Genomic DNA, 23,891 nt, shown 5'->3' on the forward strand with positions numbered 1-23,891 from the left:
GCATAGATTCCGCCAAATTAAACCTAACAGCTTTGAAATAGAAATAGACTATTTTACTAAAACAGGCTTGAACGTATTGTTTAAATTCCTCCAAAATTCAACCTTAATTTATCAATCTTATCGTCAAATTGCCGAACAAACAGGTACTTCAATTGGGAATATACCCGAAATATTGGAAATATTGAACTTTCTTTCCAACCCACACAATTCAATTAATATAAATATATTTATTTTGTCACAAATATTTACTATTTTTGTGACAAAATAAACGAATTAATCATGGAATTTTCAATTGAAAATAGAGTCCTTGAAAAGATAAAAAAAGCGAAAAGAGGTACTCTGTTATTTGGTCAAAATTTTGTTTCCGAAGGGAGCAATGATGCTGTTCGTAAATCATTGGAGCGATTAGTCAAAAAAGATGAAATTGAACGAGTAGCAACTGGAATTTACATACGTCCAGAAATAGATCCAATCGTTGGTAAAGTCCCTCCAAGTATAGAAAGCATTGTTAAAGCCATTGCCAAACGTGATAAAGCCAGAGTTGTTCCTACGGGAGTAACGGCATTAAATAAACTTGGTCTTTCAACGCAAGTACCAATGAAGTTTGTGTATTTAACGGATGGTTCTTCAAGAAATATTAAAATTGATGGTCGGAGTATTTTGTTTAAAAGAACCTCTCCTAAAAATGTTGCAACTATCGGTGAAATCAGCACCTTAGTAATTCAGGCTCTTCGGGTTATTGGAAAAGATAAAGTGAGTACAGAAGAGATTGAGAAGATACAATCTTTACTGAAATTGGAGAAAAAAGCACGTTTAGAACACGATATTCGTCTTGCTCCTGAGTGGATTAGAGAAATTATGAAACCGACATTACAATTTTCAAAATAAATGGATTATACTCCGCAGCAAGAATGGGTACGTTTGCCCAAAATAAGAAAAACAAATATCCTTTTAGCACTCAGTAAGACCTTAAAATTACCTACTTATGCCATTGAAAAAGATTGGTGGGTTGTTCAAACTTTACGCCTTATTTTTGAGACGGATTGTGCAGATAGTTTGGTTTTCAAAGGCGGCACGTCATTGAGCAAAGCATGGGGATTGATTAATAGGTTTTCGGAAGATATTGATTTAGCTCTTGATAGAAAATTCTTGGGTTTTGAAGGTGATTTGAGCAATCAACAAATTAAAAAACTTCGCAAAGCCTCTTTTGCTTACATCACCGATAAGTTCTACCCAACGCTGAAAACCAAATTTGAGGAAACGGGCTTGACTAATGTAGAAATCAACATAACCGAAACGACTGATAGCGACCAAGACCCAAGAATTATTGAAATATTTTATCCCAGCGTTTTTGATAATATGGGATATATTAGACCTAAAGTCATCATTGAAGTTGGTAGTAGATCATTGCGAGAACCCTTTTCAGTTCGCTCGTTTCGTTCATTTGTTGGTGAAAATTATCCTGATCAACCTTTTGCGGATTCATCCATTTTAATCACAACGGTTAATCCTGAGAGAACATTTTTGGAGAAGGTATTTCTACTTCACGAAGAATTCCAGAAACCAATAGATAAAATTCGTGTAGAAAGATTAACTCGACATCTGTACGATATTGAGCGTTTGATGGACACTGAATTTGCAGAAAAAGCACTTACTGATTCTAAACTTTATCAAGACATAGTTGCCCATCGGAGATTATTTACACCCATCCGAGGCATTGATTACGATAATCATATTCCACAAAAAATCAACCCCATTCCACCCTCCGAAATCATAGAAGAATGGCAAAAAGATTATGAAATCATGCAAGGTTCAATGATTTATGGACAGAGTTTATCATTCTCAGAATTAATAAAACGCATTGAGGAATTGAAAAAGAGATTTAAAAGGATTGGATAAGGTGGTATTAAAGGCTCAAAACAACTACAAACCCATTTTGTAATTGTTATACCATTTGTTTTACCACTATCTCATAACTAATTGATTATCAGAGAGGTATTTTCCCCAGGAGAGGGAGCGATTAACACAAAAAACCCCTCATACGCAATGTATGAGGGGTTTTTCTTTGGAACACCTTTCCAAACTGTTCCAAGCGTTTTGGAACAGTTGAAAATAACTCATTTAGCATCACCGTATTTCGCTCCAATACCTCCCATTTACCTTTTATTTCCTAATGGATTTTCCCCATTTCCTTTTTTTACCGTCTATTTCCCTTAAATCCCGTAATACACCCGTAACGGATAAAATACAATTCGTAACGAGTGTATTACGCATATTTGCATTTTGTAATACGTCTGTAACGGATAGAATGCAAGTCGTAACGAGTGTAATACGGTTTGTAATACACTCGTTACAGATATTTGAAGTTTGTAACACATCTGTAACGGATAAAGTGAAAGTTGTAACGGCTGTATTACGCTTTGTCATACACTCGTAACGGATGAAAGCAAAGTTGTAACGGCTGTATGACAAAGCGTAATACACTCGTTACAATTATGCAGTAGTTTGTCATACAACCGTTACGGGTTAGAATCAAGTCGTTACGGGTTTTGTATTCTGCCCGAAATAATGCCGATGTAAGGCGAAATAAACCCGAAATTGGGTTAATGGTGAGTTTTCCTCACCATTGAATAAACCTGCAAATGTTTGTATTTAGCCACTGTCTTTCTCATATTCTGACGGCAAAAGGAAAAGAGATTTTTGAGTTTTGGGCAAAGAAAAACCCCATCAATTCTGACGGGGTTCTGCCTGTGAAAGTATGTATGTTAGCCTTAATCTTTGAATAAATGTGTGCAGTATTTGTATGATAATGCCCTGACTAATTCAAACTTAGTGTCAATGATAAATGTCTCATTTTCTCCGTCATTTTCAACCATTAGTTTTCTGCCTTTCACCTCTGCGAAGGCTTTATTTAAGTATTCGTTTTCGTAGCGACCAACCTTTGCCGTTAGATTGAATATGTCTTTTTCTTGCTCCGCTACTTTCGCTCGTAAAGTTTCTAACTCATTGAGTGCCTTTTTATCCAAGATAGATGCTTGGGTGCTAAGGAAATTATTTTTACTTTTCAATATTTCTACATCTGCCTGATGCTTAGATGATTGTAACTTAAATTCTTCAATTTTATCATTGGCGGTTTTTAGTTGGCTTTCAAATTCGGCTTTGGCTTTTCTTTTTTCCTCAAAAAGTGCATTCATCGAAAACTCATGGGCAGTGTTATTTTGCTCGTGAGAACGCTTCACCCCTTCAAACGCTTGTATTCTATTAAGATTAGTGAGGTAACAATTAATGGAACGATTAATAAAATTTGTTCTATTAAAATTAGGATTGATTGCTTCTCTTTCATTAAGAATTTCTAAGTTCTCTTCTGTTGGTCTGAACGAAATTGGGTTTGCCATTTTACTAAAAAATTAAGGTTTGAAAGTTGCCTACGAAAAATAATAAAAAAGCTACAAGCCAATGGCAAGTAGCTTAGTGAGTTGGTTTTTAAAATATTTTACTATGAAAACAGGATTCTACCCTGATATTTTTTGCAATGACATTTCTGGTATTGCGTTGAGTGCTTTTACCTCTTGGTGTTCACTTATCCTCGGATAATTTTCAACCTCTGGGACGTATTGGTAATACTGACTTTGTTGGACAACATCTGACTTTTTAGTAATCCACAACCTATACACTAAATATAAAATTCCCATGAAAACAATGGCAATAACAACGTAGCCGATGGTCTTAGTTTTTTCTAAACTGTTAGCATCTTTGTTTTGACTTGCAATAACATTGTATTGGGCAATTTTAACGTCAAGTGCCTTTTCAGCTAACTTAGTTTTTTCAATATCTCCCTGTGCTTCAATGGCTCGTACTCCTTCTCTTGCCTTATCAACTTCTGTCTGGGCAATTTTAACTTTATCTCCGCTGGTAAAAATTGAGCCTACCGTTTCCGCAACCGAACCGAGGGCAGCGAGTGCCGCTACTATTGGAAATGCCATTTCGTGTTTTGTTTAGGGTTGGACTGTATAAAACTTATTTTGCGGAACGTAATTACGCATATTTGGGTCATTTGAAGGTACGTATTGATTATTCATCACTACGTTATTTGCCTTCTTTCGAGTAACTAAATACCAAATTCCACCTAAAAGCAAAAGTATCACACCACCAATCAATATCTTCTTTCCTAATTTCGCATTTGCGGACGTATTCGTGTTGTCCGTTTGGGAAACGGCATTTTTACCGATTGGGTCATTCAAGGCAGAATCAACGATTGCCTTTGTTTCTTTGTCCTTTTTAGCTTTGGACGTATCTCCGCTGACATCATCAGTGTTGATAAAGACTTTGAGCGTTTTTGTTCCGTCCCAGTGATTTGAGCCATCAAGGTTATAAAAGGTAAACGGCATCCGCATTGGATAAAAGGTTGCTCCGTTTTTCTCAACCAATTCTCCCGTAATTGTTCCTGCAATGGTATCAACTACGGACGGTGGAATGTCTTGCCCTTCGTGTGGAGTATCAAACGCATACTGAAAAGTATATCCGTGTCCACCATCATCAACCCCTTCCAAAAATTCTTCTGTTAGAAATTCTACGGGGTCGTTTAAATCGGTTCTCCAAAAAGCCTTAGCACCACTTTTGTTCCAAAAAACGGTTGTACCTATTTTAAGATTAGCCAATGTCTTTATTTTTAAGTGATTTATGAATTAATCTTCGTCCTCTTCGTCTTCGTCAATGTCGGTTTCAAAACCTTTCAAGTGCAAAGCATATTGCGTGAGCAATGCGTTTACTAAATCGGCTTTCGTCAAGATTTCAAACTCTTTTTCAGACGTATCTCCGTGGAGTTTCAATTTAAGACCCATTACTTTATAAAAGCAATCATCTAATAAATCAGTCTCGTATGCTTCCAAACTGCCACTAAGTCTTTTAATATCAGAACGATTTTCTGTAATAAATGTGGACATTTCAGTAATTCTTTCCTTCGCTTTTTCGAGTTCAGACGATGTAAATTCAAGTTCCTCGGTATCAGGAACAAAATTAATTTTCTCCTTATTCAAAAAATCAACCTTGCTTTTGTAATCCTGCAACATGATTTGAAGATTACTTTTATCGTCCTTCAACGATTCAATTTCCTCCTGATACCCTTCGATTTCTTCCGATTGGGATTTAATCGTGTTTTCGTGCTTATCAATGACTGGACGGTGTTTTGATGAATTATTTTCAATAAAATGATTCATCAATTCATTCTCATTCATGCCGTTATTCTCTGCGTTAATTCTAAGAATCCTACGGTTTGCTTCGGTAGGTCTAAAAGTGATTAGACTGTCTTGTGTAATGTCCATTTTCTTGAAATTTATGGTAAATTGAAATGCTAACGTTTAATACGTTAGACGACTTCACAAACTTACTAATGATAAATTTAACGGAATGGAATGAGCGTTTTTGGCGGAAACGGTGGAATCATTTTATTGATTTACTGTAAATTGAACCATAAAACACAAAAAATCCATAAACTAAAAGTTCATGGATTTCTAAGAGACTAAATGATACCAACAGATACTATATTTTAATAAAATCCATTTTAGGGATAGTATATTTATTATTTTCGTTCTCAACGCCACTAAGCGTTTGAGGTGATTGTTGCGGTGATGCAGGTTCAGATTTTAGAATTAAATATGCACCTATAATTAGAATAAACAACCCTGCCAAACCACTAAAAAATACCGTTGGCGTAAACCCAAGAATGTTGGACGAAGCCGTATCGTTTTGTTTTGATACAGATGCTCCTCTGATGCCAGTATTTTTTGGTGAAACATCCCAACCCTCAGCTATTGGAGTTGCGGAGTCCTCAACTGTTTTCTTGGTCTGATTAGCGTTTGGGTGTTCGTCTTTATAAATATCTGGATATGCAAAGTTTGGATTGGCTTTAAACTCCAATGAATCAGCACTTTCGGGTAGCGAAAACGTTGAATCAACCATACTGCCGAAGCCATCATCGTATCTGGAATTAAAGATGATGAACTTTTCTTTTAGGATTGAATTTGTATCTATCAAAACAAAATCCTCAATCGTTCCTAATTCTTGCCCTGCTAAGAAGTGGAGTTGAACGGAACTGTAATCGTTTGGTTTCTCGTATGCTGATACAGTTCTTTTGGCGATTAATATATCACCTTTTTCCGCTCCCTTTATTGTCTTTTTGCCGATTGCCATAGCCTTAAAAATTTGAATGAAAAATAAAAAACGCTGACATTATTGGTCAGCGTTCAAAATTACGTAGGATTACTTTCACTAAGCGGAATCGGTGGAATTGACGGATTTATTTTTAGAATCCTGTCCATTAGACAAGGCAGAAACTATAAATTCTGCGGTATAAAAACCCTTATGGTGTTCAATAAAATGATTGGTTTGTACTTGCCTTCCCACTACATGAACTTGATTTTTATCATTTATATCCGCTATCAAATCGTAGGCTTTGGTTGTGCCACAATTTTTGATTTTCTTAATATCATCTTTTCTAAGCCAAATGGGTAAACCCTGTATCGTTTGTTTTTCTGGTAATTCTGTTTTTTGCGTTTTCATTTTCTTGCTTTTATTTTTTAATATTTTTTTTCAAAATTGATAAATTATTAGATATTCATTTTTTAACTCCAACATTCCAACAACTTCAACAAACTCCAACAACTCCAACAAACTTTCCAACACATTATTTTTTTGTAATTAATTGATTTTTAAATAGTTATAGCTAAATTTATTAATGTTGGAGTTGTTGGAGTTGATTTTTGAGTTTTTATAGTTTCTATTTTATAATTAAAAATATTTTATATAAATACTTGATTGTCAATTACTTATATAAAATATTTTAAAAATTATTTTTCAAGCAACTCTATTGATTTTGTTGGAAACTGTTTTTTTTCTGTTGGAGTTTGTTGGAGTTGTTGGAAACTGAACCCTAAAATTGTTGATTTGGGGGTTTTATTGTCCTAATGGCATGGTCTAAGTCAATGTTACACGCTTCATAATTAAAGACTAACATTGAAGAGTTCTTTTTACCAATACGTCCACTTTTTCGATATTCAACAAACCCATGCCATTTAGCAAGTTTTTCTTTTAATGTTGTTGCACTCAATCCTGACTTTTTGTACATATTCAAGTGTGTTTGAATGTACTGTTGATGGATATATTGATAGAAAATTTTAATTTCTCCATTCTCAACCTCGTAGTCAATTTCATGGTATATAAGAGGTTTACGAGCCATGACAGAAAATATATCCCAAAATGTTTGAATCTCTCCTTGAATATTTCTCCTATCATTATGAACCCTAATTTTTTCTATCAAAAACCCCTGCAATTCTTCATGTTTAATAGGTATGGGCATCAATGGTGAAATGATTTGATGAACTGTCAAAATCATTGAATAACTCTGTATCATGCGTTCTGTTGGAGTTATATTCTTTTCCCGAACCAACTTATTAAAACTGCGAGCTTCATTGGCAAAAGTTTCTCTAAAATTGCAAGAAACAGATTCTCTATGCTGTAATATTTCCCCTAAAATAACGGTCAATCCTTTATTATTTAGAGATTTTAATTTTTGAAAATCCTCTCGTTCTTGGTCTGAAAACTCATTTTTGAAGAAATCTAAAACGATTAATCTTTGTACCAATGGGTCGTTAGTTGGATATTCGTTTCCACTCATTATTACTCCTGAATTGACAGGAATACTATCTGTTCCGTATGAAGTTGTTATGTTAGCACGTTTGTATCCTAATCGCTCATAAATTCCTGACAACGACTTTATTGTAGCATCATCCAAACTATTTATAAATTCTTCCATAAAAACCACGCTATTGACATATTGAGCCATCACCCTCATTTTGCCTTTATCGGTATTAGCTTTCTCTGATAACTTCAAGGCTGTTTGAGGTATTCCAAATAGCATCTGAAAAAAAACAACCATTTGGGACTTTCCTGTACCGCCCTCACCATATAAGAACATCATTGGAAAGTTTCCCATACATTGAAAAATAATATCTGAGAATATACAGGCTATTCCGAAGAGCATCACAACGCTTCCTTCTTTGCCAAATACTTTTGCGTAAAGGTCTGCCCACTCTGTAAATGTTACGTCTGAATGTTTAAAATGGAATCTTCTTTCGTCCACAAATTGATTTTCGTCCTGTGGGTTATGGTAGGGAATAAAATAATTTTTATCGTTCAACGTAACCACTCCATCACTATCAACGGCATGGAAAATGTGATTAAAAATACCATTTGAAAAAGCAAAAAAATCGTCCTTATGGTAGCCTAACGTTTCGAGTTGTACGCACGATTTTTCTTCTGCATACCACTTTGCTTTAAGTTTGTCCAACTCTTTGCCTGTTGCGTAGAATCTAAAATTCCCCTGACCTTCCGTAAAATCTTTAAATGATGTCAAAGAGGACATTTGTTTAGTTTCAACGTCAGTAGAAACCTTCTTATTCATATCATTGACTAATTCAACCACTCTTTTATTACTTTTCCCTGTTTTGATATGGTATTTAATTTCAAGCGTAAAGTTTGAAATTGGGGCAAAGGCAATATTGAAATTCACCGAATCCAATGTTGCTAACATATACCCAGATTTGGTTGAAACTACGCCATAATCCATTGAATCATTAACCCATTGCTCCATTAGTTTTTTTCGTTCATCTACTTCCAATTTATCACGCTCAATAAGCATTTTTTCAGATAGCATTGGCTTATATTTGCCCGTTTTTTCTCGTTGTGCTTGAACGTATTGTCCCTCGTGAATAATGAAACGTCCGCCATGATATACCACATCCTTTACTCCGAAAAACTCGTTATAAATTCCATGAAAAGTTGGAAAACTGTCAAGACCAAAAAACTTCTTAATTTTCTTTTCAGACGATTCGCCAACATTTATTCCATCAAAAAATTTGTTTGATTTATCCAACTTTTGCAAGTCGTAAATTACCTGATTAGCCTTTTTACCTTCCAATATTAAAAGGTCGTCCAAACCCTTACCTTTTTTCAAAAATTCAGTTTTGATATGAGAAAAATGTATTCTTTTTAGTGGGCTATCTTGATTGATTAAGACCTCGCAAGCATGAGTAAAATTTTTAACCGTATTGTAAAATGAATATGGTCGCTCGGTGATTTCTTTATCATGCTCCCACTTGACTGTTCGTGTGTCTGCATCCAGCAACAACACAACGGTTTTAACCTTGCATTGCTCCATTAATCTCACAATATCATAATGTAATTCTTTGCTTCCGTCTTCTTTGGTAAACTTGAATGAATCCTTACCACCAATACCAATTATATCTAAACCATGCAATGAGCCTTTAAATGCCTTGAACTCCCCTTCAACAATATATAGGACAGGTATTTTTTCTTTTTTGGTAAACTTCTCAACTGTTTTAGGAGGAAAATAGGGGAGCGTTCCCGTGCCTTTTGGTTGAGAATATTTGCCACCATCTTTTTGTGGGATTTTGAGACGTGTACGATAAAACGTTTTTTCGGGATTGTCCTTTGTGTCGGCAGAATATGTATAAAGTCCACCGTCAAGATTGGGGTACAATATTCTGATATTGTCGTTTGAATCTTTTGAGAAGATTTCTTTAATTTTAGGGGTTGTTGAATCATCATCCTCAAAAACACTCATTCGGTAGTCTTCGGGCGTGATTCCTAACTCGGTCATTCTATTTTCAAAGTAAGATTTTTCACTTACAACTTCTTGATTATCAGAAGTTTTTGGTACTTTTGCCATTGGAATTTTGTATTTAAAAGTTCTGGGCGTTTTCGTTTCTTCGGACGGATTACCAGTTTAACAAATTGAAACAACCTCAAAAGATGCTAACTTTTGAGGTTGTTTTACTTTTATTCAGTCTGCAATCTCATTTGTTTGAGTATTTCCATTAAGGTTAAATAATCATCAAATAAGGTTGCATTTTCGAGTTTATCAACGTTCTCGCTCATTTCACTAAGATTGTATCCACGATACAATGTATTAAGGCTTTTTTCAATACTTGAAGACAAAGTTTCTATTGTTATTGTTGCGGTATTCATTTTGTTAGTTATTTGTTTTTGAATAATTAAATGTGGATTTTTTTAAAATATTTAGTCGTTTTGTACCGTGGCTAAAATTTGCCTTTTAGCTTGATAATTTCAAAATCATTCTCAAAATTTGCTAAATCAGATAGAAGTAAATTACACGTTGAGATAATGATTTTAGGAAAAATAGTTGATGTATCTTTCTCGTTTTTGGATAAACAAATCCCCTCTCTGATGTAATTTTGAATCCTTACCATTTCATTGATAGAGACAACTCCCTCAATGACAATGGTTGTAGTTTCTGGTTTGACTAACCTTTTGAGTTCTATATCTGATTTTGTTGGATAAATCCAAACTATCTGATTTTTAGGGACTTGACTTACTAAATTTTTTATTTTAGTAGTTTTTCCACTGCCTTGACTGCCGATTACTATAATGCCTTTTTTCATTATTTTGATTTGTTTAAAATTTTAGTTAAAATACTGTTAATTAGATACTTAGCTTAAATTAATTACATCAACACCTCCAACTGGGTGCATTTTAGCGATGTCTTTAATTTCTTTTTTTGTCAATTGTCCTGCAAATTTTTTGCGTAATTTCCGTTCTTGCTTTCGTCTAATGTTGCGGTCTGAAAGAAAAGCATCATTGGCAGTAATGCCCGTTAGCTTCATAAATGAATTTATGTCAATTTCCATTTTGTTGTAATTAATTGAGAATCAATGAATTATGTACTGATGTGTCAAGACTACTTTCTCTCAATGAAAATCATAGCCATCTTGTATTCGCAATCTTCATCTACTTCACCATAGGCAATGTTAGGTTCTAATTTTACGATGAGAGAAAATTCGTTATTATCGTTTCGTTCAACGATTATGTCTGAGACTTTGAAGAGTTTTGTGTCTGCTCCTGCTTTCTCAATGATTGCGGTGATAACATCGCTATCTGCCTTGAATGTTGATTTAATTTGTATCATATAAGTATTTGAAAATGAGTTAATTAACTTTAAAATCTACCTTCCTTCAAAATAGTCTCTTTTTTGATTTCTGCGTAAAAATCAAGTAGAGTTTCGAGACGGCTATGCCCCGTCATTTTTCGGAGAATTTCCGCTCTGACACCTGCATTCAAACAGTTGGTTGCAAAACTTTTGCGTGAATAATTGAATGATAGTTTACGGTTCACACCTGCGATAACTTCAACTTGCTTTAAAAGGCGGTTCACCCATGTATTTGAAGGCATATTTTGAAATAATGATTCGCTATTGGGGTCAGATTCAGCTAAAAATTTATTGATTAAAGTATTTGCTTTCTCGTTTACAGGAACTAAGAATGGTTCACCATAACCGTTAATTTCCTTAAATCTTTCGCCTTCCAAGTACGGCAAACCGTCTTTATCTTTCTTAATCCAAGTTTTCTTAAACTGATAGAAGTTGTGCCATTCAAAACCTGTATGACAAGCTAAAACGAACCAATCTCTAATTCTTGCCAGTTCCTCAACGTGGATTTCAGCGTTTTCAATTTTCTCTAATTCATCCACTGATAAATACTTAGTGATGTCCTTTTTTTGCCTTTGAAATTGCTTTTCGTTCAAAACGTACTGAAAAGGATGAGAAACTACCCAACCTGATTTAACCGCAAATTTTAACGCTCTATCCAGAAACCCAACAGTTCTACGGCTATGCTCCCTACTAACTGACATTGTATTGATTACATGATAAAAGAGTTTCTCGGCATGAATTGGCTTTATGTCCGCTATTTGAACTGTTTTAAGTCCAAATTCAACTTTTAGCCATTCCTCAATATATCGCTTACAATACTCATTTTTTTCTTTTGTCTTTTTATCCAACTTGGACTTTTCACCGTAATAATATTCGTAATATTTAGCCAAAACAACGAGGAGCGAGGGAGTAATACGACCATGATTAATACCAAACATTTCACTTTTTAACCAATCAAGCGTTGGCTCTTGTCCTTCGATGATTGAACGCCTAAACCCTGTTTCAAACCTCTGGGCATAGGTTAATATTTGTTTCGTAATTTCTGCCTGACCGTTCACTATTCCTGTTTTCATGTCCACATCATAGCCTTTTGGAATTTTAATATTTAGCGATACTTTCGTATCTTTTCCAAAGGACATAAATCTAATGTAGGCTTTTTGGGAACGGTTGAAAAAAGTAAACTCTACCATTTTCAATAAATGATTAGCAATTGGACTTTTGTTTTTTTCCATTATATTTGTAAGTCTTAATTTTCAACGATTGGACAATTCAGCCTTAAATTTTGTGTCGCAAACTTAGAATTTATGGCTATAAATTAGCTTTTAGCATCTTTACTGATGCAAAGGGAAATCCCTGCCTATCTCGGCGGGGATTTATTGTTTTTTAAGGTTTTCATTTTATTGTATAGTTAATATATCTGATACCGTTACTCCAAAAAAAGTAGCAATACTCGGCAATTCATCTACTTGTAATGGCTTTTTTGCTTCACCAGAAATTAACAATCCCAATCTTTTTCGATTCATACCCAACTGTAAATAAGTTGTGGAATTAGGTTTAAATGCACAACCTATACGTTTTTCGTATTGTCTGACAATAGGAACTAAACGCTTTTCTCTAAAACTGTTTTCGATTTTCATTAATTATATCTTTTTTGATGCAAAAATATATATAAAAAGTATATATTGCAAATATGAAGCGTATTATTATCTAAATAACATTGTTTATAAATACGATAAACATTTGTATTTTTGTGCATGAACTATATTGAAAATATAAAACGGATAAGAAATGATAAAAGAGTAAGCCAAACTGATATGGCTGAAAAGTTAGGCATAGCCCAAAATAATTATGGAAGAATTGAAAGAGGACTTACTGAATTAACAGTTGAAAGAATTTACAAAATTGCTGAAATTTTGGAAGTGACTGTACTTGACATTCTTGGTGAAGTAAGTGATTCAGTTAAAAATCCAGACATTGATGCTTTAAAAAAAGAGAATAAAGAGTTGAAGAATAAAATTATAGACTTAGAGGATGATAAAAAGCTATTAAAAAAGGAGTTGTTTCAAATTCAGAATCAATTTGAAGATGTGTACATTAGTAATGCGTTTTCAACTATTTTACCCTATGTATTCAAAGAGTTTCTGGAAGTTTTAAACATAAAGAATAGTAAGGGATATACTAATGATTTATACACCCTATTCGAGAAACTAATTTCTTTTGATAGAGATAGTCATAATTCCATCTACATAGACAATTCTTGGGATGTAGAAGATTGTTATATTGGTAAACTAATTGACCATGATAGGCTTTTAACAAAAATATTGAAAGGCTTTTTTGAGGAATCCATAATCTCCAAAAATTTAGTATTATTCCAAAAGGAATTTACCAACTTTTCTGACAAATACATTCAAAATGAATATGATATATTTCAAGAAGAAGCTGAACATTTAGACCCCCAATGAGCCAACAAGAATTGCAAAAGCTAATCCAAGATTTACAGGTTTTGCCCAAAGAGTGTGAATGGGTGAAGTTTAAGGTGAACAACTCCGAACCGCATACGATAGGCGAAAATATTTCTGTCTTAATTAATTCTTATGTGATTGTCATGTGATGGTTATGTAATTGTGCTACATAACACGCATAATGCCAGGAATTAAAATATTTATAAACATCTAAAAATCAGATATTTATAAATATTTTAATTCCTATTTTTATATGATGCTTATGTGATACTTTGGCATCAACCTTATATTTATAATGCTATTTTGCTTAAAAATTGGGCAAAAACAGCAATATAAATATTTTAAGAAAAAATAAAAATTAGGTAATTCTACGCTAAAAGAATGATTTATAATTTACTACTTTTGCACCTCACTTATAATAAGAATTAATCATGAAAAAACCGCTACTAACAATTTTTCTCCTTTCTCTCTCTTTATTATCATTTTCTCAAAGAACATTACCATACCCGATAATATTTATTCACGGATTAGGAGGTAGTTGGACATCTTGGAATGAGTTTTCTATCTATCTAAATGATTATGGGTACAATGTCCCTTCTTATGGTAGTTCAACTAATAATTTGAGATTCAGACTAAATGATGATGATAACAATAGTACCTCCAACTATATCTATGATTATAGAGATGTTACTTATGAGCCTGATTTAAGGAACTGCGATGGTTACATTGTGGATTTCGACTTTGGGACTAATGGCAACCAATCAGCTATTTTCAAACAAGGTTTAGCAATACGAGATGCAATTAAACACGTAAGAAAAGTAACGGGGGCGGATAAAGTTGTTTTGATGGGTCATAGTATGGGAGGATTAGCGGCAAGAGACTATCTACAAGACCAAACAAAATGGCAATCCGACGGTCAGCATCACGTAGCAAAATTAGTAACTGTTGGTACTCCACACGGAGGAAGTAATGGCTCATCAGCTAATGGTTCATCATTATTTGGTTCTAAAATTAACGAACTCTCAGAAGCTGTCAGAGATTTAAGATACTCTTATACAACGGGTTATGATGGAGCATATCTTTTGGGAGAATATGAAAGTTCTTCAAGAATTAGAGGACGTATAAATAATTATGTTAATGTCGATGTTAATTGTAACGGTAGATTAGGAGATTACATTACTGGTAAAAATGAACCAGCTTCAAAGATTCCCATTGACTTAGCCTATTCATGTGTCCGTGGAAGAGGAAAAACTACTTATGTAGGTCTTTATGGTTTATCCTCATATACTCCTGATGGAGACCAAATTGTAGAAAGTTACAGAGCCAATTTGAATAACTATTTTCCTTTGGGTGCTTCTGTTTTTGATATTTATACAAGTTCCACTTATGGCATACTTGATAGTTTTCATTCAAATCTTCAAAATGACTTTCCTATCGAAATGATGAAAGCCCTTGATGAACCAGATTATCAACCACACCAATATAAAATTGAACTGGGTAAAGTTTATAGTGGTTTTTTTACATCTCAATCGAATGGAAGTACAAGCGATGTCGATGCTTATACTTATTATGTTCCTCAAAAGGGTAAAATAACGCTCAGTGCTAATATCAATTCAAATGCAAACGGTCAAGTTATTATCCAATCACCTAATTCAGAAATATTGCGGGTTAATGGTTCTTCAATTAGCAATAGTGTCGATGCTCCTTCTGGTGGAACTTATAGAATAATTTTTAGTGGAAATTCTGGAAATGGTTGGCGTAGCTATAATTATAGCCTATCATTTTGCAGTTACTTGGACACTCCAAATATCACATCAAGCAATGCCACAACTTTTTGCGAGGGAAACTCTACAACCCTTTCAGTACCAAGCGGTTTTGAATCGTATCAATGGTATAAAGATGGTGTAAGGGTTGGTTCAAATTCAACGCAATTACAGGTTTCACAAGTTGGAACATATACGTTAGATGCTTACAAATGTGGTAATACAAACAAAACGAGTAATTCTGTGAAGATTACCGTAAACCCAAATCCTGCAAAACCTGACTTACAAACAGAAGAAAAGCCATTACTTTTTACGCTGAAAACTGCTTCTACTGAAAACATTAATTGGTTGCTGAATGGTACAGCAATTAGCAAAGCAACATCAACCAATTATGTTCCACAAAAAGGTGGGATTTATAGTGTTTTGGCTTTCAGAGGGAATTGTCTTTCACAATCAGACCAAATTGCCATTCCTGATGCTCCTACGCTTACAGCCTTAACAAATACTACTTTTTGCGATGGCGATAGTTTGAGAATTAAGGCTAATATCAATGTGGACACCTATCGTTGGTACAAAGATTCTACCAAATTATCGAATGTCAAAAGTGAGTTAGTTGTAAAACAGTCAGGAATGTATAGAGCCGTGCTACAATCTGGAAAAGGATTAAGCATACCGTCCGTAGCCGTTACCGTGAAAACAAAACCTACGCCTGTAAAACCATTGATTGTAAATGATATTAAGCCAGAGCAATTTACTTTGACTTCAAATAGTTTGGTCAATAATCAATGGTATTACAACAATGTAGCTATCAACTCCTCTAATCAACAAAGTCATGTACCCGAGCAAATAGGCAATTATCTTGTCAGAGTAACCAATGACGGATGTTTTAGTAATTCAGAAGCCATAAGGATATTTATTGATAAACCTGTAATTGAATTAACGAACAAAAATCCTGCGTGTGATAGTCTTTTGGTGAGAACTTTAAAAGGCTTTGGGGCATACCGTTGGACTATTGGAGGGCAAGCACTCAATACGTCAAATAATGAAATTGTTGTAAAAAAATCAAGTAACGTTAGCCTAAATGTAGGTAGGGGAAAAATTAGTAGTCCACAATCGGATATTGTAGGAATCGTTGTCAATCCAACTCCAACAAAACCAACAATTACGCTAACGGATGATTTGGAAATACCTTCGTTAGAATCAAGTTATTTGTTAGGAAATCAATGGTATCTTTCAGGCACAATCATTGATAAAGCAACCGACCAATTTTTGAGAAATTTGATTTATGGAGAGTATAAAGTTTCAGTTAATCAATTAGGTTGTACTAATGTTTCTGAACCTTTCAAGATAGCTTTATTGGACGATTTTACGTTCACAGAAAAGACGAAAGTATATCCAAATCCAAGTTCGGGCGAGTTCAAAATAGAAGTACCATTCTCAAATATTACAAATATTTCCGTTTACGGTATCAATGGAATAGAGTATGCCAGTAGCGTTGTCAATAATTTCAATAGAGGAAAAGAAATGAGCGTTTCATTACCTTCTGGTGCGTACCTAATAAAGATTGTTGCTGATGGAAAAGAGGTTGTAAAGAAATTTATGATTAACCGTTAATTAGAGGTATTGTCGGAACACTTCTCGGAACAGTAAAAACACTTCTTGGAACAGTAAATATTGCCGTTACGAGATGTTATGCTATATTTGTGAAAATGATAGCCGTCTCAATTCTCTATCATCTTTGGGACATTGACAAGATTTTAACCGTTTAAGTGCTGATTGTCAGATACTTGTATAATTGCTTCGCACGGTACAGGAGGGAGCGATTAATACTAAAAACCCTTCATACGTCACGTATGAGGGGTTTTTCTTTGGAACATTCTGGAACAATTGTAAATTAGCTTGGAACACCTCATAAATTCTCCATTTTTCCCCTTTAAAATCTTCGATTGTTTCATTCAATTAACGTATTACAAAACTTCTACTAAAACATTCCGATTCTATGTCGGTGTTAAGTGTGTTTGAAATAGAGCCAACTCGTTATTAATCTGTGCCCCATGATTCTGAATCCGTGCTAATTCCTTTTAACAGTATTGCTATTTTTTAACCATTATGATTCTTCATAAAAGAATTAAGGCAATATCACTCATTCGCTACGAATGGTTATAGACTAACATTCGCTATGAATGGCTCGTCATCCGCTACGAATAGACTAACATTCGCTACGAATGGCTCTTCATCCGCTACGAATAGACTAACATTCGCTACGCATAACTCTGCATCCTCAATAAACTTTATTTACTACTTCTATCAGATAACCACAATAGATTCTTATTTAGTCATAATAACTTCACTTGAAGTCGTTATGAATTTTCATGACTATTTTGGTTGAAAAGCAATTATTGGAAAATTATTTTGCACTGAAAATATGATTATTATATGCTCAAAAAATAATTATGATTTGCAAAATAGTCGAAAGTCACCTTTCCTTCTATTACCCGCTATTACCTTCTGAACAACAATAAATTTCCTTTATTTTAAAAGCGCTTACCTTAAATACAAAAACCATAAGTCAAGGACTTATGGTTTTTGTATTTAAGGTAATAGTAATATATGATTTACTTTAAAGAGTTTTCGCTTTTTATGTTCTATTGAAACGAACAACATTACTTGATTTGATTTCTTTAAATTCTTGTTTTCATTTTCTTGCTTTTAGATAGTCGTTAAAATCGTTAAATGGTCTATAAAGGTCTGATTGGTCTATCACTTCTAATCTTGTTGCTCTTAACTTTTCGAGTGCCTTACGTCCCGCCTCGTCATTATCCAAATAGGCAAATACTTTCTGATGCTCCATGATTAAAGGCATTGCTTGTTGGAGGTTACTGACTGAATTGAGAATAATGGTCGAATGTATCGGTGGACGTTTAAAGCACTCCACCGCTGATAGAAAGTCAAACATTCCTTCAAAGATTAAAACGCATTTACTGTTAGGTATGATAATGGTTTTAATGCTTGCTTTACCCAAATTAATTGGATTTTTCATTTTCTCATTTCTGACAACATACCCACCATTATTCGTCTGATACCCAACTCCGAAAAAACTCCCTTTGGCATTATTGTAATGTATCTCACGGAGGAATGTAAACGCCGTTTGGAAACTAATTTTACGGCTCTCTGCATAACGAATTAATGCTTGATGCTGCAAGTCCCCGATGGAAGTTATTTCATACCCTGCACCGCTTATGAAACTGTTTGTAGGAGAGGGACAGCAAGAAAAAAAAGGAAGATTCCCCGAACTGTTTTTTTCTTTGCCGTCCATTGCTTCAATCAAATCACAGGCATCTGGAAAGCTAATTTTATGGTACTTCATTACCAAGTCAATCACTCCACCTTTGTCCGAATCGTTACCGTAGTCATAAAATACATTCTTAGTAGGATTTACGCTGAAAGATGGTTTACTATCTTGACGGAACGGTGAACTATATATGAAGTCCTGACCAGTTTTTGAAACTGGATTGATACCCTCGCAACGGAGGAAATCAGTTATAGGATATTGCTTTAATTTGCTTATTTGTTCGTTAGTTTTCATTTGAATTTATTATTAAAATGCAATTTCATTTCAATTAATGTTATTTTTATTATCTGTAACCTCTGAAAAATTGATTTTTTCTTACTCTCTTACTCGAATCATTACAATTAACTAAAAATCAGATACTTACAATAATATTTCCGAGTAAGATACTTTCCTTTCATCTTACTCAGTTACTCGAAATTTTAGCTTTTTTCGAGTAACTTACCATTTTAAAAACTATATAAGTTACTCGAAATTAATTTTATAAAATGTTGATGTACAGTATAATATAAATATTTCGAGTAACTTAAATAAAAGTATCTTACTCGAAAAAAATATACTTAACTTACTGATTTACAGTTATTTATAAATTTTCGAGTAACTAAGTAAGTAATGTTTACAATCTTTTGACATAATAGCCTTTTTCTGTGAATGAACGAGAACTATTATATTTACCCGTATATGGGAATTGTAATATTTTTAAGGCTTTGCCAATCTGTACTGCATTGATTTTTAAAGGAGTATTTTTCATCAATTCTTCTTGTATTTCAGTTGCAGTAAAAAATACAGAATCTGGATTGTTTTCACTACTTGAAATAAAGTATTTTTGAATAATCTCCATCTCGGTACTAAGTCGCATAAAGTTTTGATTTATTTTTTCCTGCATCTCAATTTCTGCTTTATTCATAATGCAGTCGAAATCACCTGACATTAATAAATGATAGGCTTGCGACCAAACTAAATCTATTTCTACATTCGCTTGATAACCTTTGTCTTTTCCGTTGTCGTGGATAATGTCCTTCACGACAAAAGGCAACCATCTAACGTTACCTGTTTCATCCGTCAAGAACTCGTATTGATTGGTACTCGCAACAAAATTTGCCCTTCTATAATTGGTTGTTTCGTTCTTAGCAAACAGCGGTCTAAACTTGACTGTACTTTCCGTAAGAATAGTTTTAAACTCATTATTTAGGTCTTTTTTCTCAAAAGTCGCCAATTCATCCAAGTTGATTATAAAGTTTTGACACAAGGAGATTTTACCATCCTTACTACCCCCAAAATCGAAACTTTTACGGTAGTATTTTGATAGTTTAGACGGGACGAGAAATTCTAAAAATGAGGTTTTCCCATCATTTTGTTTACCTACAAGCGTCAAACATTGCTTGTTGAAGGGAATCTTTAAAGTAGCCTGAGCAACCATTCTAACGAGATGTTTTTTGAACATGGATTGCCACCAAACTTTATCTTCTATAACCACAAATTCAGATAGTTTCTGGATATAATCTGGTTGGGATTTATCCCATTTTGGGAGATTTCCAAAATACTCCTGTAAGGGGTCATATTTCTCTACTTTGGTTGAAATTAATACAGCTAATTGTGTGGTAAATTTATTGAACCCATACACAAAAAGGTCATAGGTTAAGTTGTCTTCACTAAACAGTCCATACTCTTTATCCTCTTTTAATTTGCCTTCTAATTCATTAGAAACTATGTTTATTCGTAAGTCATATTTCTTAAATATGTATTCCTCTAACAAGACAATTACAGGCTTTTTATTTTCTGGTTTTGCGTCGTCTTTTTTAGGTTTTACTTTCTTGTCTTGGACTTCTTTTTTTTCAACCTTCACCTTTGGGGGTTTAACACTACTTCTTGGAGTTTTTGGCTTTGGGTCTTGCAAATTATTTTCCCCCTTAACCGATTGATTATCAGATTTTTTTTGTAGTTTTGACATATCTATATTGATTAAAATGTTACGAAATCAGTGTTTCGCTTCGGACGATAATTGATTTTAAAAGCCCCTCAAAAATGCCAATTTTGAGGGGCTTCTTTTTACTCCTTTGCCTCTGACATCGTTTTGATTAAGTCAGATATTATTAGGTAATCATCAAACAGTTCAGCACGTTTAAGCCTTTCGTCATTTTCACCTATTCCAGAGAGGTTGTAGTCTTGAAATAGGCGATTTAAAGATGATTGTAATGTGTTCGATAACATTGCGATATTTGCCATTTTTTTGTTGTTTAAAGTTTTAGTTAAAATACTGTTGATTAAATACTTAGCTTAAGTTAATTACTTCAACGCCTCCAACTGGATGTATTTTAGCGATGGTCTTAATTTCTGCTTTTGTCAATTGTCCTGTCAATTTTCTGCGTAATTTTCGCTCCTGCCTTCGTCTGATGTTTCGCTCAGAAACAAAAGCATCATTGGCAGTGATGCCAGTTAGCTTCATAAATGTATTTATATGAATTTCCATTTTATTGTAATTATTTGATAATCAATGAATTGTGCTTAAATTAAACAAACTAAAATCTGCCTTCTCTAAGCACCGTACTTTTGTCTATCTTGGCATAATGTAAAAGGGTAGTTTCCAATTTGGCGTGGCCCATCATTTGTTTTATGATTTCTGCCCGAACTCCTTTATTTATGGCAATTGTAGCAAAGGTCTTGCGTCCCCAGTTGAATGAGATTGGACGGCTTACACCTGCCAATCCTGCTACTTCCTTTAACATTCGGTTCACGTGTGCATTCGTAGGCATTTGAGTAAAAATTAACTTATTGCCGTCAGGTGAATACGCTCCAAATGCTTTTAATAAATAATCTGCCTTTTTATTCAGCGGGACAATGAATCTTTGAGGATTTTCTGTTTTTCCCTTGCTCCTAATCCCATCTAAATATGGTTTACCATCTGTATCAATTTTACACCAAGACTTTTCGGCATTTACAAAAGTGAACCAATCCATACCCGTTAAACAGCCTAAAACGAACCATTTACGAAAAGTATCTAATTCTTGATTATGTATTTCAGCGTTGATAATTAATGACAATTCACTCTCTGTCAAGAACTTAGTTATCTCTTTCGTTTGGCGTTGAAATTTCTTTTCGGTCAAAACGTATTGAAAAGGATTATTTGCTATCCACCCCGATTGTACGGCAAACTTTAATGCACGGTCTAAAAACCCGACCGACCTCCTTGCGTGTTCTTTTGAAACTTGTTTTGATTGCATCACATAATTCAAAAGTTTCTCGGCATGGATTTGTCTAATTTCTTCCAACTCCACATTTTTAGAAGGAAATTCAACCTGCAACCATTCTTTACAGTATCGTTTAGTATAGCCATTCTTCTCTTTTGTTTTGCCGTCCCAAGCAGTTTTTTCTCCGTATTGATGTTCAAAATATTTATTCATCACCACCTTTAAAGTAGGTGTTGGTTCATATTGTGCAACGCCAAATATTTCCGCTTTCAACCAATTTATTGACGGCTCTTTGCCAGCGAGAAAAGATTTTTTAAACCCTGCCTTTAATCTTTCGGTAAGGGTTAAAATCATACTGGTAGCTTCTGGGTTTCCATCTACAATCCCTGTTTTAGCATCAATCGTTTGCCCTATTTTCACCTTAACATTTAAGGCGATTTTGATGTCTTTTCCTCCAATAATGCACCGTGCGGAAACTCTATCATTTCGAGTTGAAAAGTTTATAACTGGAATTTTAAGTAGTCTTTGACCGCTTGCTTTTTCCTGATTATTCTGTATATTTGTCATATCTATTTTGCTTTTTTCGGGTTGAGTAGTTATCCGTAAATCTCATGTGTCCAAACGAAAAGATTTAAGGAATAAAGTTGTTTTAAGCATAATTAGGGCGAAATACCCCGAAATATGCCCGTAAGAAATCCTCATCTGTCTAACAGGTGGGGATTTATTGTTTTTTAGGATTTTCATTGTGAAAGGTTAGTTTTCATTCCTTCGATTAATTCCATTGGAGTAACTCCAAGACTACTCGCAATTGCTCCTAATTGACTAAGGTCTGGTTGCTTTTCATTTCTTATAATCTTATGGAATAAATGTTTATTGATTCCAATAATCTTAAAATATTGATGTGACGGCTTGAATTTTAAGCCCTTAGATTCATTAGATTCTATGACCTGTTGAACCCGATTTGTTAGTGTTTGTGCTTCCATTTTTTAAATAATTGATATTTTCAATTAAATTATTCGCAAATATCAATTATATAATTCATAAAAACAAACTTTATAATTCATAAAAACGATTTTTGTAGATAATAAAATTTGTTTTATCAAATAAACTATCTTTGTCACATGGAAAAAGTATATATAAATCTCAAAATGATGAGAGTTAAATCTAAGTTTAGCATGGCAGAAATGGCAGAAAAACTTAATATAAATCAATCAAGCTATTTTCAGTTGGAGAAGGGAGAAACTAAACTAACAATTGAAAGGATTTACGAGATAGCAGGTATTTTTAAAGTATCTGTACTTGATTTGCTTGGAGAAGAAAGTAAATCTTCTGACAATCCAGAAGTTGAAAAATTAAAGAAAGAAATTGCAGATTTAAAATTCAATATGAGAGATTTAGAGGACTACAATAGGCTTTTGAAAAACGAGGTTGAAGAATACGAATCGTTGATTTTTGACAACAATATGGAAATATCGGGAGAGAAATTATTTGTGTCAGTATTTATTATTGGGGAATTCAAAAATTTAATGAGACTTTTTTTGGAAAAAGCCAAAGACAGCGAAAATGGAGATACAGACTACACAGCAAGTAGAATTAATGATGCTTTTAATCAATTATTGAGTTCAGACGAAGTACTCCCTCTGGTAAATTTGATTTACAATAACCTTAAATTACTTAAAAGTGCTATTACCCAAGAAGACGGGCATTTTGATGTCGCACTTTTTAGAAAAGAATATCATGAATTGTTGAAAAATTACAGGAGTGAAAGCAAAACCTAATTCAGGTCGTTTTGGATTATAGGTAGATTCTTATGTGATTGTCATTTGATTATTTCATCCTTTAGCGACGAATGGAGATTCTAAAAATAATGTAACTATTTGATTTTTAGATATTTGTATTATATTAATTTGTTATTTTAATTAATACTCATGTGATAGATTTGGAAAATAACAGGAAAGCAACAGAAAATGACTGAATTTTTAATCTAATCTTAGTATAATTTTAGTTAAAATATAGGTTCGGTGGCGATGTTTTTACAAGAAAATATGAACAAATTTAGCCTATCGCTCAAAACAAAAAGCCTCCATACTTGTGTATGAAGGCTTT

Annotated in this window: 27 protein-coding genes; 7 read left to right on the forward strand and 20 right to left on the reverse strand. The window is 33.8% G+C overall.

What is annotated here, in order from left to right; genetic code table 11:
- Positions 1 to 279 precede the first annotated feature (279 nt).
- Both AC1W31_RS02145 and AC1W31_RS02150 read left to right on the forward strand, forming a co-directional pair.
- The gene (locus AC1W31_RS02145) at positions 280 to 888 is read left to right on the forward strand and encodes a DUF6088 family protein (protein WP_481732750.1); all 609 of its coding nucleotides are present in this window, start codon (positions 280 to 282) and stop codon (positions 886 to 888) included.
- Positions 889 to 1,899, forward strand: a complete 1,011-nt coding sequence (locus AC1W31_RS02150) for a nucleotidyl transferase AbiEii/AbiGii toxin family protein (RefSeq protein ID WP_481732751.1) — start codon at positions 889 to 891, stop codon at positions 1,897 to 1,899.
- 264 nt (positions 1,900 to 2,163) lie between these two features.
- Here AC1W31_RS02150 and AC1W31_RS02155 read toward each other — a convergent pair whose 3' ends face one another.
- Positions 2,164 to 2,427, reverse strand: a complete 264-nt coding sequence (locus tag AC1W31_RS02155) for a hypothetical protein (RefSeq protein ID WP_481732752.1) — start codon at positions 2,425 to 2,427, stop codon at positions 2,164 to 2,166.
- Positions 2,428 to 2,642: 215 nt separating this feature from the next.
- On the opposite strand from AC1W31_RS02155, the gene AC1W31_RS02160 reads away from it, so the two are divergent.
- Positions 2,643 to 2,786, forward strand: a complete 144-nt coding sequence (locus AC1W31_RS02160; protein WP_481732753.1) for a hypothetical protein — start codon at positions 2,643 to 2,645, stop codon at positions 2,784 to 2,786.
- Here the strand turns inward: AC1W31_RS02160 and AC1W31_RS02165 are convergent.
- The 13 genes from AC1W31_RS02165 to AC1W31_RS02225 all read right to left on the reverse strand — a co-directional run bounded on the left by AC1W31_RS02165 (position 2,772) and on the right by AC1W31_RS02225 (position 12,660).
- Positions 2,772 to 3,395 carry a hypothetical protein gene (locus AC1W31_RS02165; protein WP_481732754.1) on the reverse strand — a complete coding sequence of 208 codons (624 nt, stop codon included), beginning with the start codon at positions 3,393 to 3,395 and terminating at the stop codon, positions 2,772 to 2,774. The two genes, AC1W31_RS02160 and AC1W31_RS02165, sit on opposite strands and share 15 nt — an antisense overlap.
- Before the next feature lie 117 nt (positions 3,396 to 3,512).
- Positions 3,513 to 3,983, reverse strand: a complete 471-nt coding sequence (locus tag AC1W31_RS02170; RefSeq protein WP_481732755.1) for a hypothetical protein — start codon at positions 3,981 to 3,983, stop codon at positions 3,513 to 3,515.
- 12 nt (positions 3,984 to 3,995) lie between these two features.
- Positions 3,996 to 4,658 carry a hypothetical protein gene (locus AC1W31_RS02175; RefSeq protein ID WP_481732756.1) on the reverse strand — a complete coding sequence of 221 codons (663 nt, stop codon included), beginning with the start codon at positions 4,656 to 4,658 and terminating at the stop codon, positions 3,996 to 3,998.
- Positions 4,659 to 4,685: 27 nt separating this feature from the next.
- The gene (locus AC1W31_RS02180; RefSeq protein WP_481732757.1) at positions 4,686 to 5,321 is read right to left on the reverse strand and encodes a hypothetical protein; all 636 of its coding nucleotides are present in this window, start codon (positions 5,319 to 5,321) and stop codon (positions 4,686 to 4,688) included.
- A 217-nt stretch (positions 5,322 to 5,538) separates the two neighbouring features.
- Positions 5,539 to 6,189 carry a hypothetical protein gene (locus tag AC1W31_RS02185; RefSeq protein ID WP_481732758.1) on the reverse strand — a complete coding sequence of 217 codons (651 nt, stop codon included), beginning with the start codon at positions 6,187 to 6,189 and terminating at the stop codon, positions 5,539 to 5,541.
- A 78-nt stretch (positions 6,190 to 6,267) separates the two neighbouring features.
- Complete coding sequence (locus tag AC1W31_RS02190; protein ID WP_481732759.1) at positions 6,268 to 6,558, reverse strand: hypothetical protein; 291 nt, start codon at positions 6,556 to 6,558, stop codon at positions 6,268 to 6,270.
- A gap of 370 nt (positions 6,559 to 6,928) precedes the next feature.
- Positions 6,929 to 9,745, reverse strand: a complete 2,817-nt coding sequence (locus AC1W31_RS02195; RefSeq protein ID WP_481732760.1) for a hypothetical protein — start codon at positions 9,743 to 9,745, stop codon at positions 6,929 to 6,931.
- A 110-nt stretch (positions 9,746 to 9,855) separates the two neighbouring features.
- A complete protein-coding gene (locus tag AC1W31_RS02200) occupies positions 9,856 to 10,044 on the reverse strand; it encodes a hypothetical protein (protein WP_481732761.1) in 189 nt (62 codons plus the stop codon).
- A 71-nt stretch (positions 10,045 to 10,115) separates the two neighbouring features.
- Positions 10,116 to 10,478: a hypothetical protein gene (locus AC1W31_RS02205; protein WP_481732762.1), complete on the reverse strand. Its 363-nt coding sequence runs from the start codon at positions 10,476 to 10,478 to the stop codon at positions 10,116 to 10,118.
- A 48-nt stretch (positions 10,479 to 10,526) separates the two neighbouring features.
- On the reverse strand, positions 10,527 to 10,724 hold the full coding sequence (locus AC1W31_RS02210; RefSeq protein WP_481732763.1) for a hypothetical protein: 198 nt from the start codon (positions 10,722 to 10,724) through the stop codon (positions 10,527 to 10,529).
- 50 nt (positions 10,725 to 10,774) lie between these two features.
- A complete protein-coding gene (locus AC1W31_RS02215) occupies positions 10,775 to 11,002 on the reverse strand; it encodes a hypothetical protein (protein WP_481732764.1) in 228 nt (75 codons plus the stop codon).
- 29 nt (positions 11,003 to 11,031) lie between these two features.
- A complete protein-coding gene (locus tag AC1W31_RS02220) occupies positions 11,032 to 12,255 on the reverse strand; it encodes a tyrosine-type recombinase/integrase (RefSeq protein ID WP_481732765.1) in 1,224 nt (407 codons plus the stop codon).
- A gap of 165 nt (positions 12,256 to 12,420) precedes the next feature.
- On the reverse strand, positions 12,421 to 12,660 hold the full coding sequence (locus tag AC1W31_RS02225) for a hypothetical protein (protein WP_481732766.1): 240 nt from the start codon (positions 12,658 to 12,660) through the stop codon (positions 12,421 to 12,423).
- Between the two features lie 117 nt (positions 12,661 to 12,777).
- On the opposite strand from AC1W31_RS02225, the gene AC1W31_RS02230 reads away from it, so the two are divergent.
- The 3 genes from AC1W31_RS02230 (at position 12,778) to AC1W31_RS02240 (ending at position 16,862) form a co-directional block, all read left to right on the forward strand.
- Positions 12,778 to 13,485 carry a helix-turn-helix domain-containing protein gene (locus AC1W31_RS02230; protein WP_481732767.1) on the forward strand — a complete coding sequence of 236 codons (708 nt, stop codon included), beginning with the start codon at positions 12,778 to 12,780 and terminating at the stop codon, positions 13,483 to 13,485.
- Positions 13,482 to 13,634, forward strand: coding sequence for a hypothetical protein (locus AC1W31_RS02235; protein WP_481732768.1), 153 nt, complete (start codon positions 13,482 to 13,484; stop codon positions 13,632 to 13,634). The genes AC1W31_RS02230 and AC1W31_RS02235 overlap by 4 nt, the downstream gene beginning before the upstream one ends.
- Positions 13,635 to 13,916: 282 nt before the next feature.
- On the forward strand, positions 13,917 to 16,862 hold the full coding sequence (locus AC1W31_RS02240) for an alpha/beta fold hydrolase (RefSeq protein WP_481732769.1): 2,946 nt from the start codon (positions 13,917 to 13,919) through the stop codon (positions 16,860 to 16,862).
- Positions 16,863 to 17,943: 1,081 nt separating this feature from the next.
- On the opposite strand, the gene AC1W31_RS02245 is transcribed toward AC1W31_RS02240, so the two are convergent.
- The 6 genes from AC1W31_RS02245 to AC1W31_RS02270 all read right to left on the reverse strand — a co-directional run bounded on the left by AC1W31_RS02245 (position 17,944) and on the right by AC1W31_RS02270 (position 22,768).
- A complete protein-coding gene (locus AC1W31_RS02245) occupies positions 17,944 to 18,834 on the reverse strand; it encodes a toprim domain-containing protein (RefSeq protein WP_481732770.1) in 891 nt (296 codons plus the stop codon).
- A 379-nt stretch (positions 18,835 to 19,213) separates the two neighbouring features.
- On the reverse strand, positions 19,214 to 20,548 hold the full coding sequence (locus AC1W31_RS02250; RefSeq protein WP_481732771.1) for a VapE domain-containing protein: 1,335 nt from the start codon (positions 20,546 to 20,548) through the stop codon (positions 19,214 to 19,216).
- 98 nt (positions 20,549 to 20,646) lie between these two features.
- Complete coding sequence (locus AC1W31_RS02255; RefSeq protein ID WP_481732772.1) at positions 20,647 to 20,823, reverse strand: hypothetical protein; 177 nt, start codon at positions 20,821 to 20,823, stop codon at positions 20,647 to 20,649.
- A 46-nt stretch (positions 20,824 to 20,869) separates the two neighbouring features.
- The gene (locus AC1W31_RS02260) at positions 20,870 to 21,067 is read right to left on the reverse strand and encodes a hypothetical protein (protein ID WP_481732773.1); all 198 of its coding nucleotides are present in this window, start codon (positions 21,065 to 21,067) and stop codon (positions 20,870 to 20,872) included.
- A gap of 49 nt (positions 21,068 to 21,116) precedes the next feature.
- On the reverse strand, positions 21,117 to 22,352 hold the full coding sequence (locus tag AC1W31_RS02265; protein WP_481732774.1) for a site-specific integrase: 1,236 nt from the start codon (positions 22,350 to 22,352) through the stop codon (positions 21,117 to 21,119).
- Between the two features lie 173 nt (positions 22,353 to 22,525).
- A complete protein-coding gene (locus AC1W31_RS02270) occupies positions 22,526 to 22,768 on the reverse strand; it encodes a hypothetical protein (RefSeq protein WP_481732775.1) in 243 nt (80 codons plus the stop codon).
- A 138-nt stretch (positions 22,769 to 22,906) separates the two neighbouring features.
- On the opposite strand from AC1W31_RS02270, the gene AC1W31_RS02275 reads away from it, so the two are divergent.
- Complete coding sequence (locus AC1W31_RS02275; RefSeq protein WP_481732776.1) at positions 22,907 to 23,563, forward strand: helix-turn-helix domain-containing protein; 657 nt, start codon at positions 22,907 to 22,909, stop codon at positions 23,561 to 23,563.
- The last annotated feature ends 328 nt before the right edge of the window (positions 23,564 to 23,891 follow it).

The organism is Arcicella sp., assembly GCF_964672035.1.

Bases quoted from the DNA above. Each gene is read 5' to 3' on its own strand.
- AC1W31_RS02165 (WP_481732754.1), bottom strand. From the start codon at position 3,395: ATGGCAAACCCAATTTCGTTCAGACCAACAGAAGAGAACTTAGAAATT.
- AC1W31_RS02155 (WP_481732752.1), bottom strand. From the start codon at position 2,427: ATGACAAAGCGTAATACAGCCGTTACAACTTTCACTTTATCCGTTACA.
- AC1W31_RS02240 (WP_481732769.1), top strand. From the start codon at position 13,917: ATGAAAAAACCGCTACTAACAATTTTTCTCCTTTCTCTCTCTTTATTA.
- AC1W31_RS02205 (WP_481732762.1), bottom strand. From the start codon at position 10,478: ATGAAAAAAGGCATTATAGTAATCGGCAGTCAAGGCAGTGGAAAAACT.
- AC1W31_RS02250 (WP_481732771.1), bottom strand. From the start codon at position 20,548: ATGTCAAAACTACAAAAAAAATCTGATAATCAATCGGTTAAGGGGGAA.
- AC1W31_RS02270 (WP_481732775.1), bottom strand. From the start codon at position 22,768: ATGGAAGCACAAACACTAACAAATCGGGTTCAACAGGTCATAGAATCT.
- AC1W31_RS02185 (WP_481732758.1), bottom strand. From the start codon at position 6,189: ATGGCAATCGGCAAAAAGACAATAAAGGGAGCGGAAAAAGGTGATATA.
- AC1W31_RS02190 (WP_481732759.1), bottom strand. From the start codon at position 6,558: ATGAAAACGCAAAAAACAGAATTACCAGAAAAACAAACGATACAGGGT.
- AC1W31_RS02245 (WP_481732770.1), bottom strand. From the start codon at position 18,834: ATGAAAACTAACGAACAAATAAGCAAATTAAAGCAATATCCTATAACT.
- AC1W31_RS02260 (WP_481732773.1), bottom strand. From the start codon at position 21,067: ATGGAAATTCATATAAATACATTTATGAAGCTAACTGGCATCACTGCC.
- AC1W31_RS02235 (WP_481732768.1), top strand. From the start codon at position 13,482: ATGAGCCAACAAGAATTGCAAAAGCTAATCCAAGATTTACAGGTTTTG.
- AC1W31_RS02200 (WP_481732761.1), bottom strand. From the start codon at position 10,044: ATGAATACCGCAACAATAACAATAGAAACTTTGTCTTCAAGTATTGAA.
- AC1W31_RS02265 (WP_481732774.1), bottom strand. From the start codon at position 22,352: ATGACAAATATACAGAATAATCAGGAAAAAGCAAGCGGTCAAAGACTA.
- AC1W31_RS02145 (WP_481732750.1), top strand. From the start codon at position 280: ATGGAATTTTCAATTGAAAATAGAGTCCTTGAAAAGATAAAAAAAGCG.
- AC1W31_RS02215 (WP_481732764.1), bottom strand. From the start codon at position 11,002: ATGATACAAATTAAATCAACATTCAAGGCAGATAGCGATGTTATCACC.
- AC1W31_RS02150 (WP_481732751.1), top strand. From the start codon at position 889: ATGGATTATACTCCGCAGCAAGAATGGGTACGTTTGCCCAAAATAAGA.
- AC1W31_RS02225 (WP_481732766.1), bottom strand. From the start codon at position 12,660: ATGAAAATCGAAAACAGTTTTAGAGAAAAGCGTTTAGTTCCTATTGTC.
- AC1W31_RS02220 (WP_481732765.1), bottom strand. From the start codon at position 12,255: ATGGAAAAAAACAAAAGTCCAATTGCTAATCATTTATTGAAAATGGTA.
- AC1W31_RS02160 (WP_481732753.1), top strand. From the start codon at position 2,643: ATGTTTGTATTTAGCCACTGTCTTTCTCATATTCTGACGGCAAAAGGA.
- AC1W31_RS02210 (WP_481732763.1), bottom strand. From the start codon at position 10,724: ATGGAAATTGACATAAATTCATTTATGAAGCTAACGGGCATTACTGCC.
- AC1W31_RS02195 (WP_481732760.1), bottom strand. From the start codon at position 9,745: ATGGCAAAAGTACCAAAAACTTCTGATAATCAAGAAGTTGTAAGTGAA.
- AC1W31_RS02255 (WP_481732772.1), bottom strand. From the start codon at position 20,823: ATGGCAAATATCGCAATGTTATCGAACACATTACAATCATCTTTAAAT.
- AC1W31_RS02180 (WP_481732757.1), bottom strand. From the start codon at position 5,321: ATGGACATTACACAAGACAGTCTAATCACTTTTAGACCTACCGAAGCA.
- AC1W31_RS02275 (WP_481732776.1), top strand. From the start codon at position 22,907: ATGGAAAAAGTATATATAAATCTCAAAATGATGAGAGTTAAATCTAAG.
- AC1W31_RS02170 (WP_481732755.1), bottom strand. From the start codon at position 3,983: ATGGCATTTCCAATAGTAGCGGCACTCGCTGCCCTCGGTTCGGTTGCG.
- AC1W31_RS02230 (WP_481732767.1), top strand. From the start codon at position 12,778: ATGAACTATATTGAAAATATAAAACGGATAAGAAATGATAAAAGAGTA.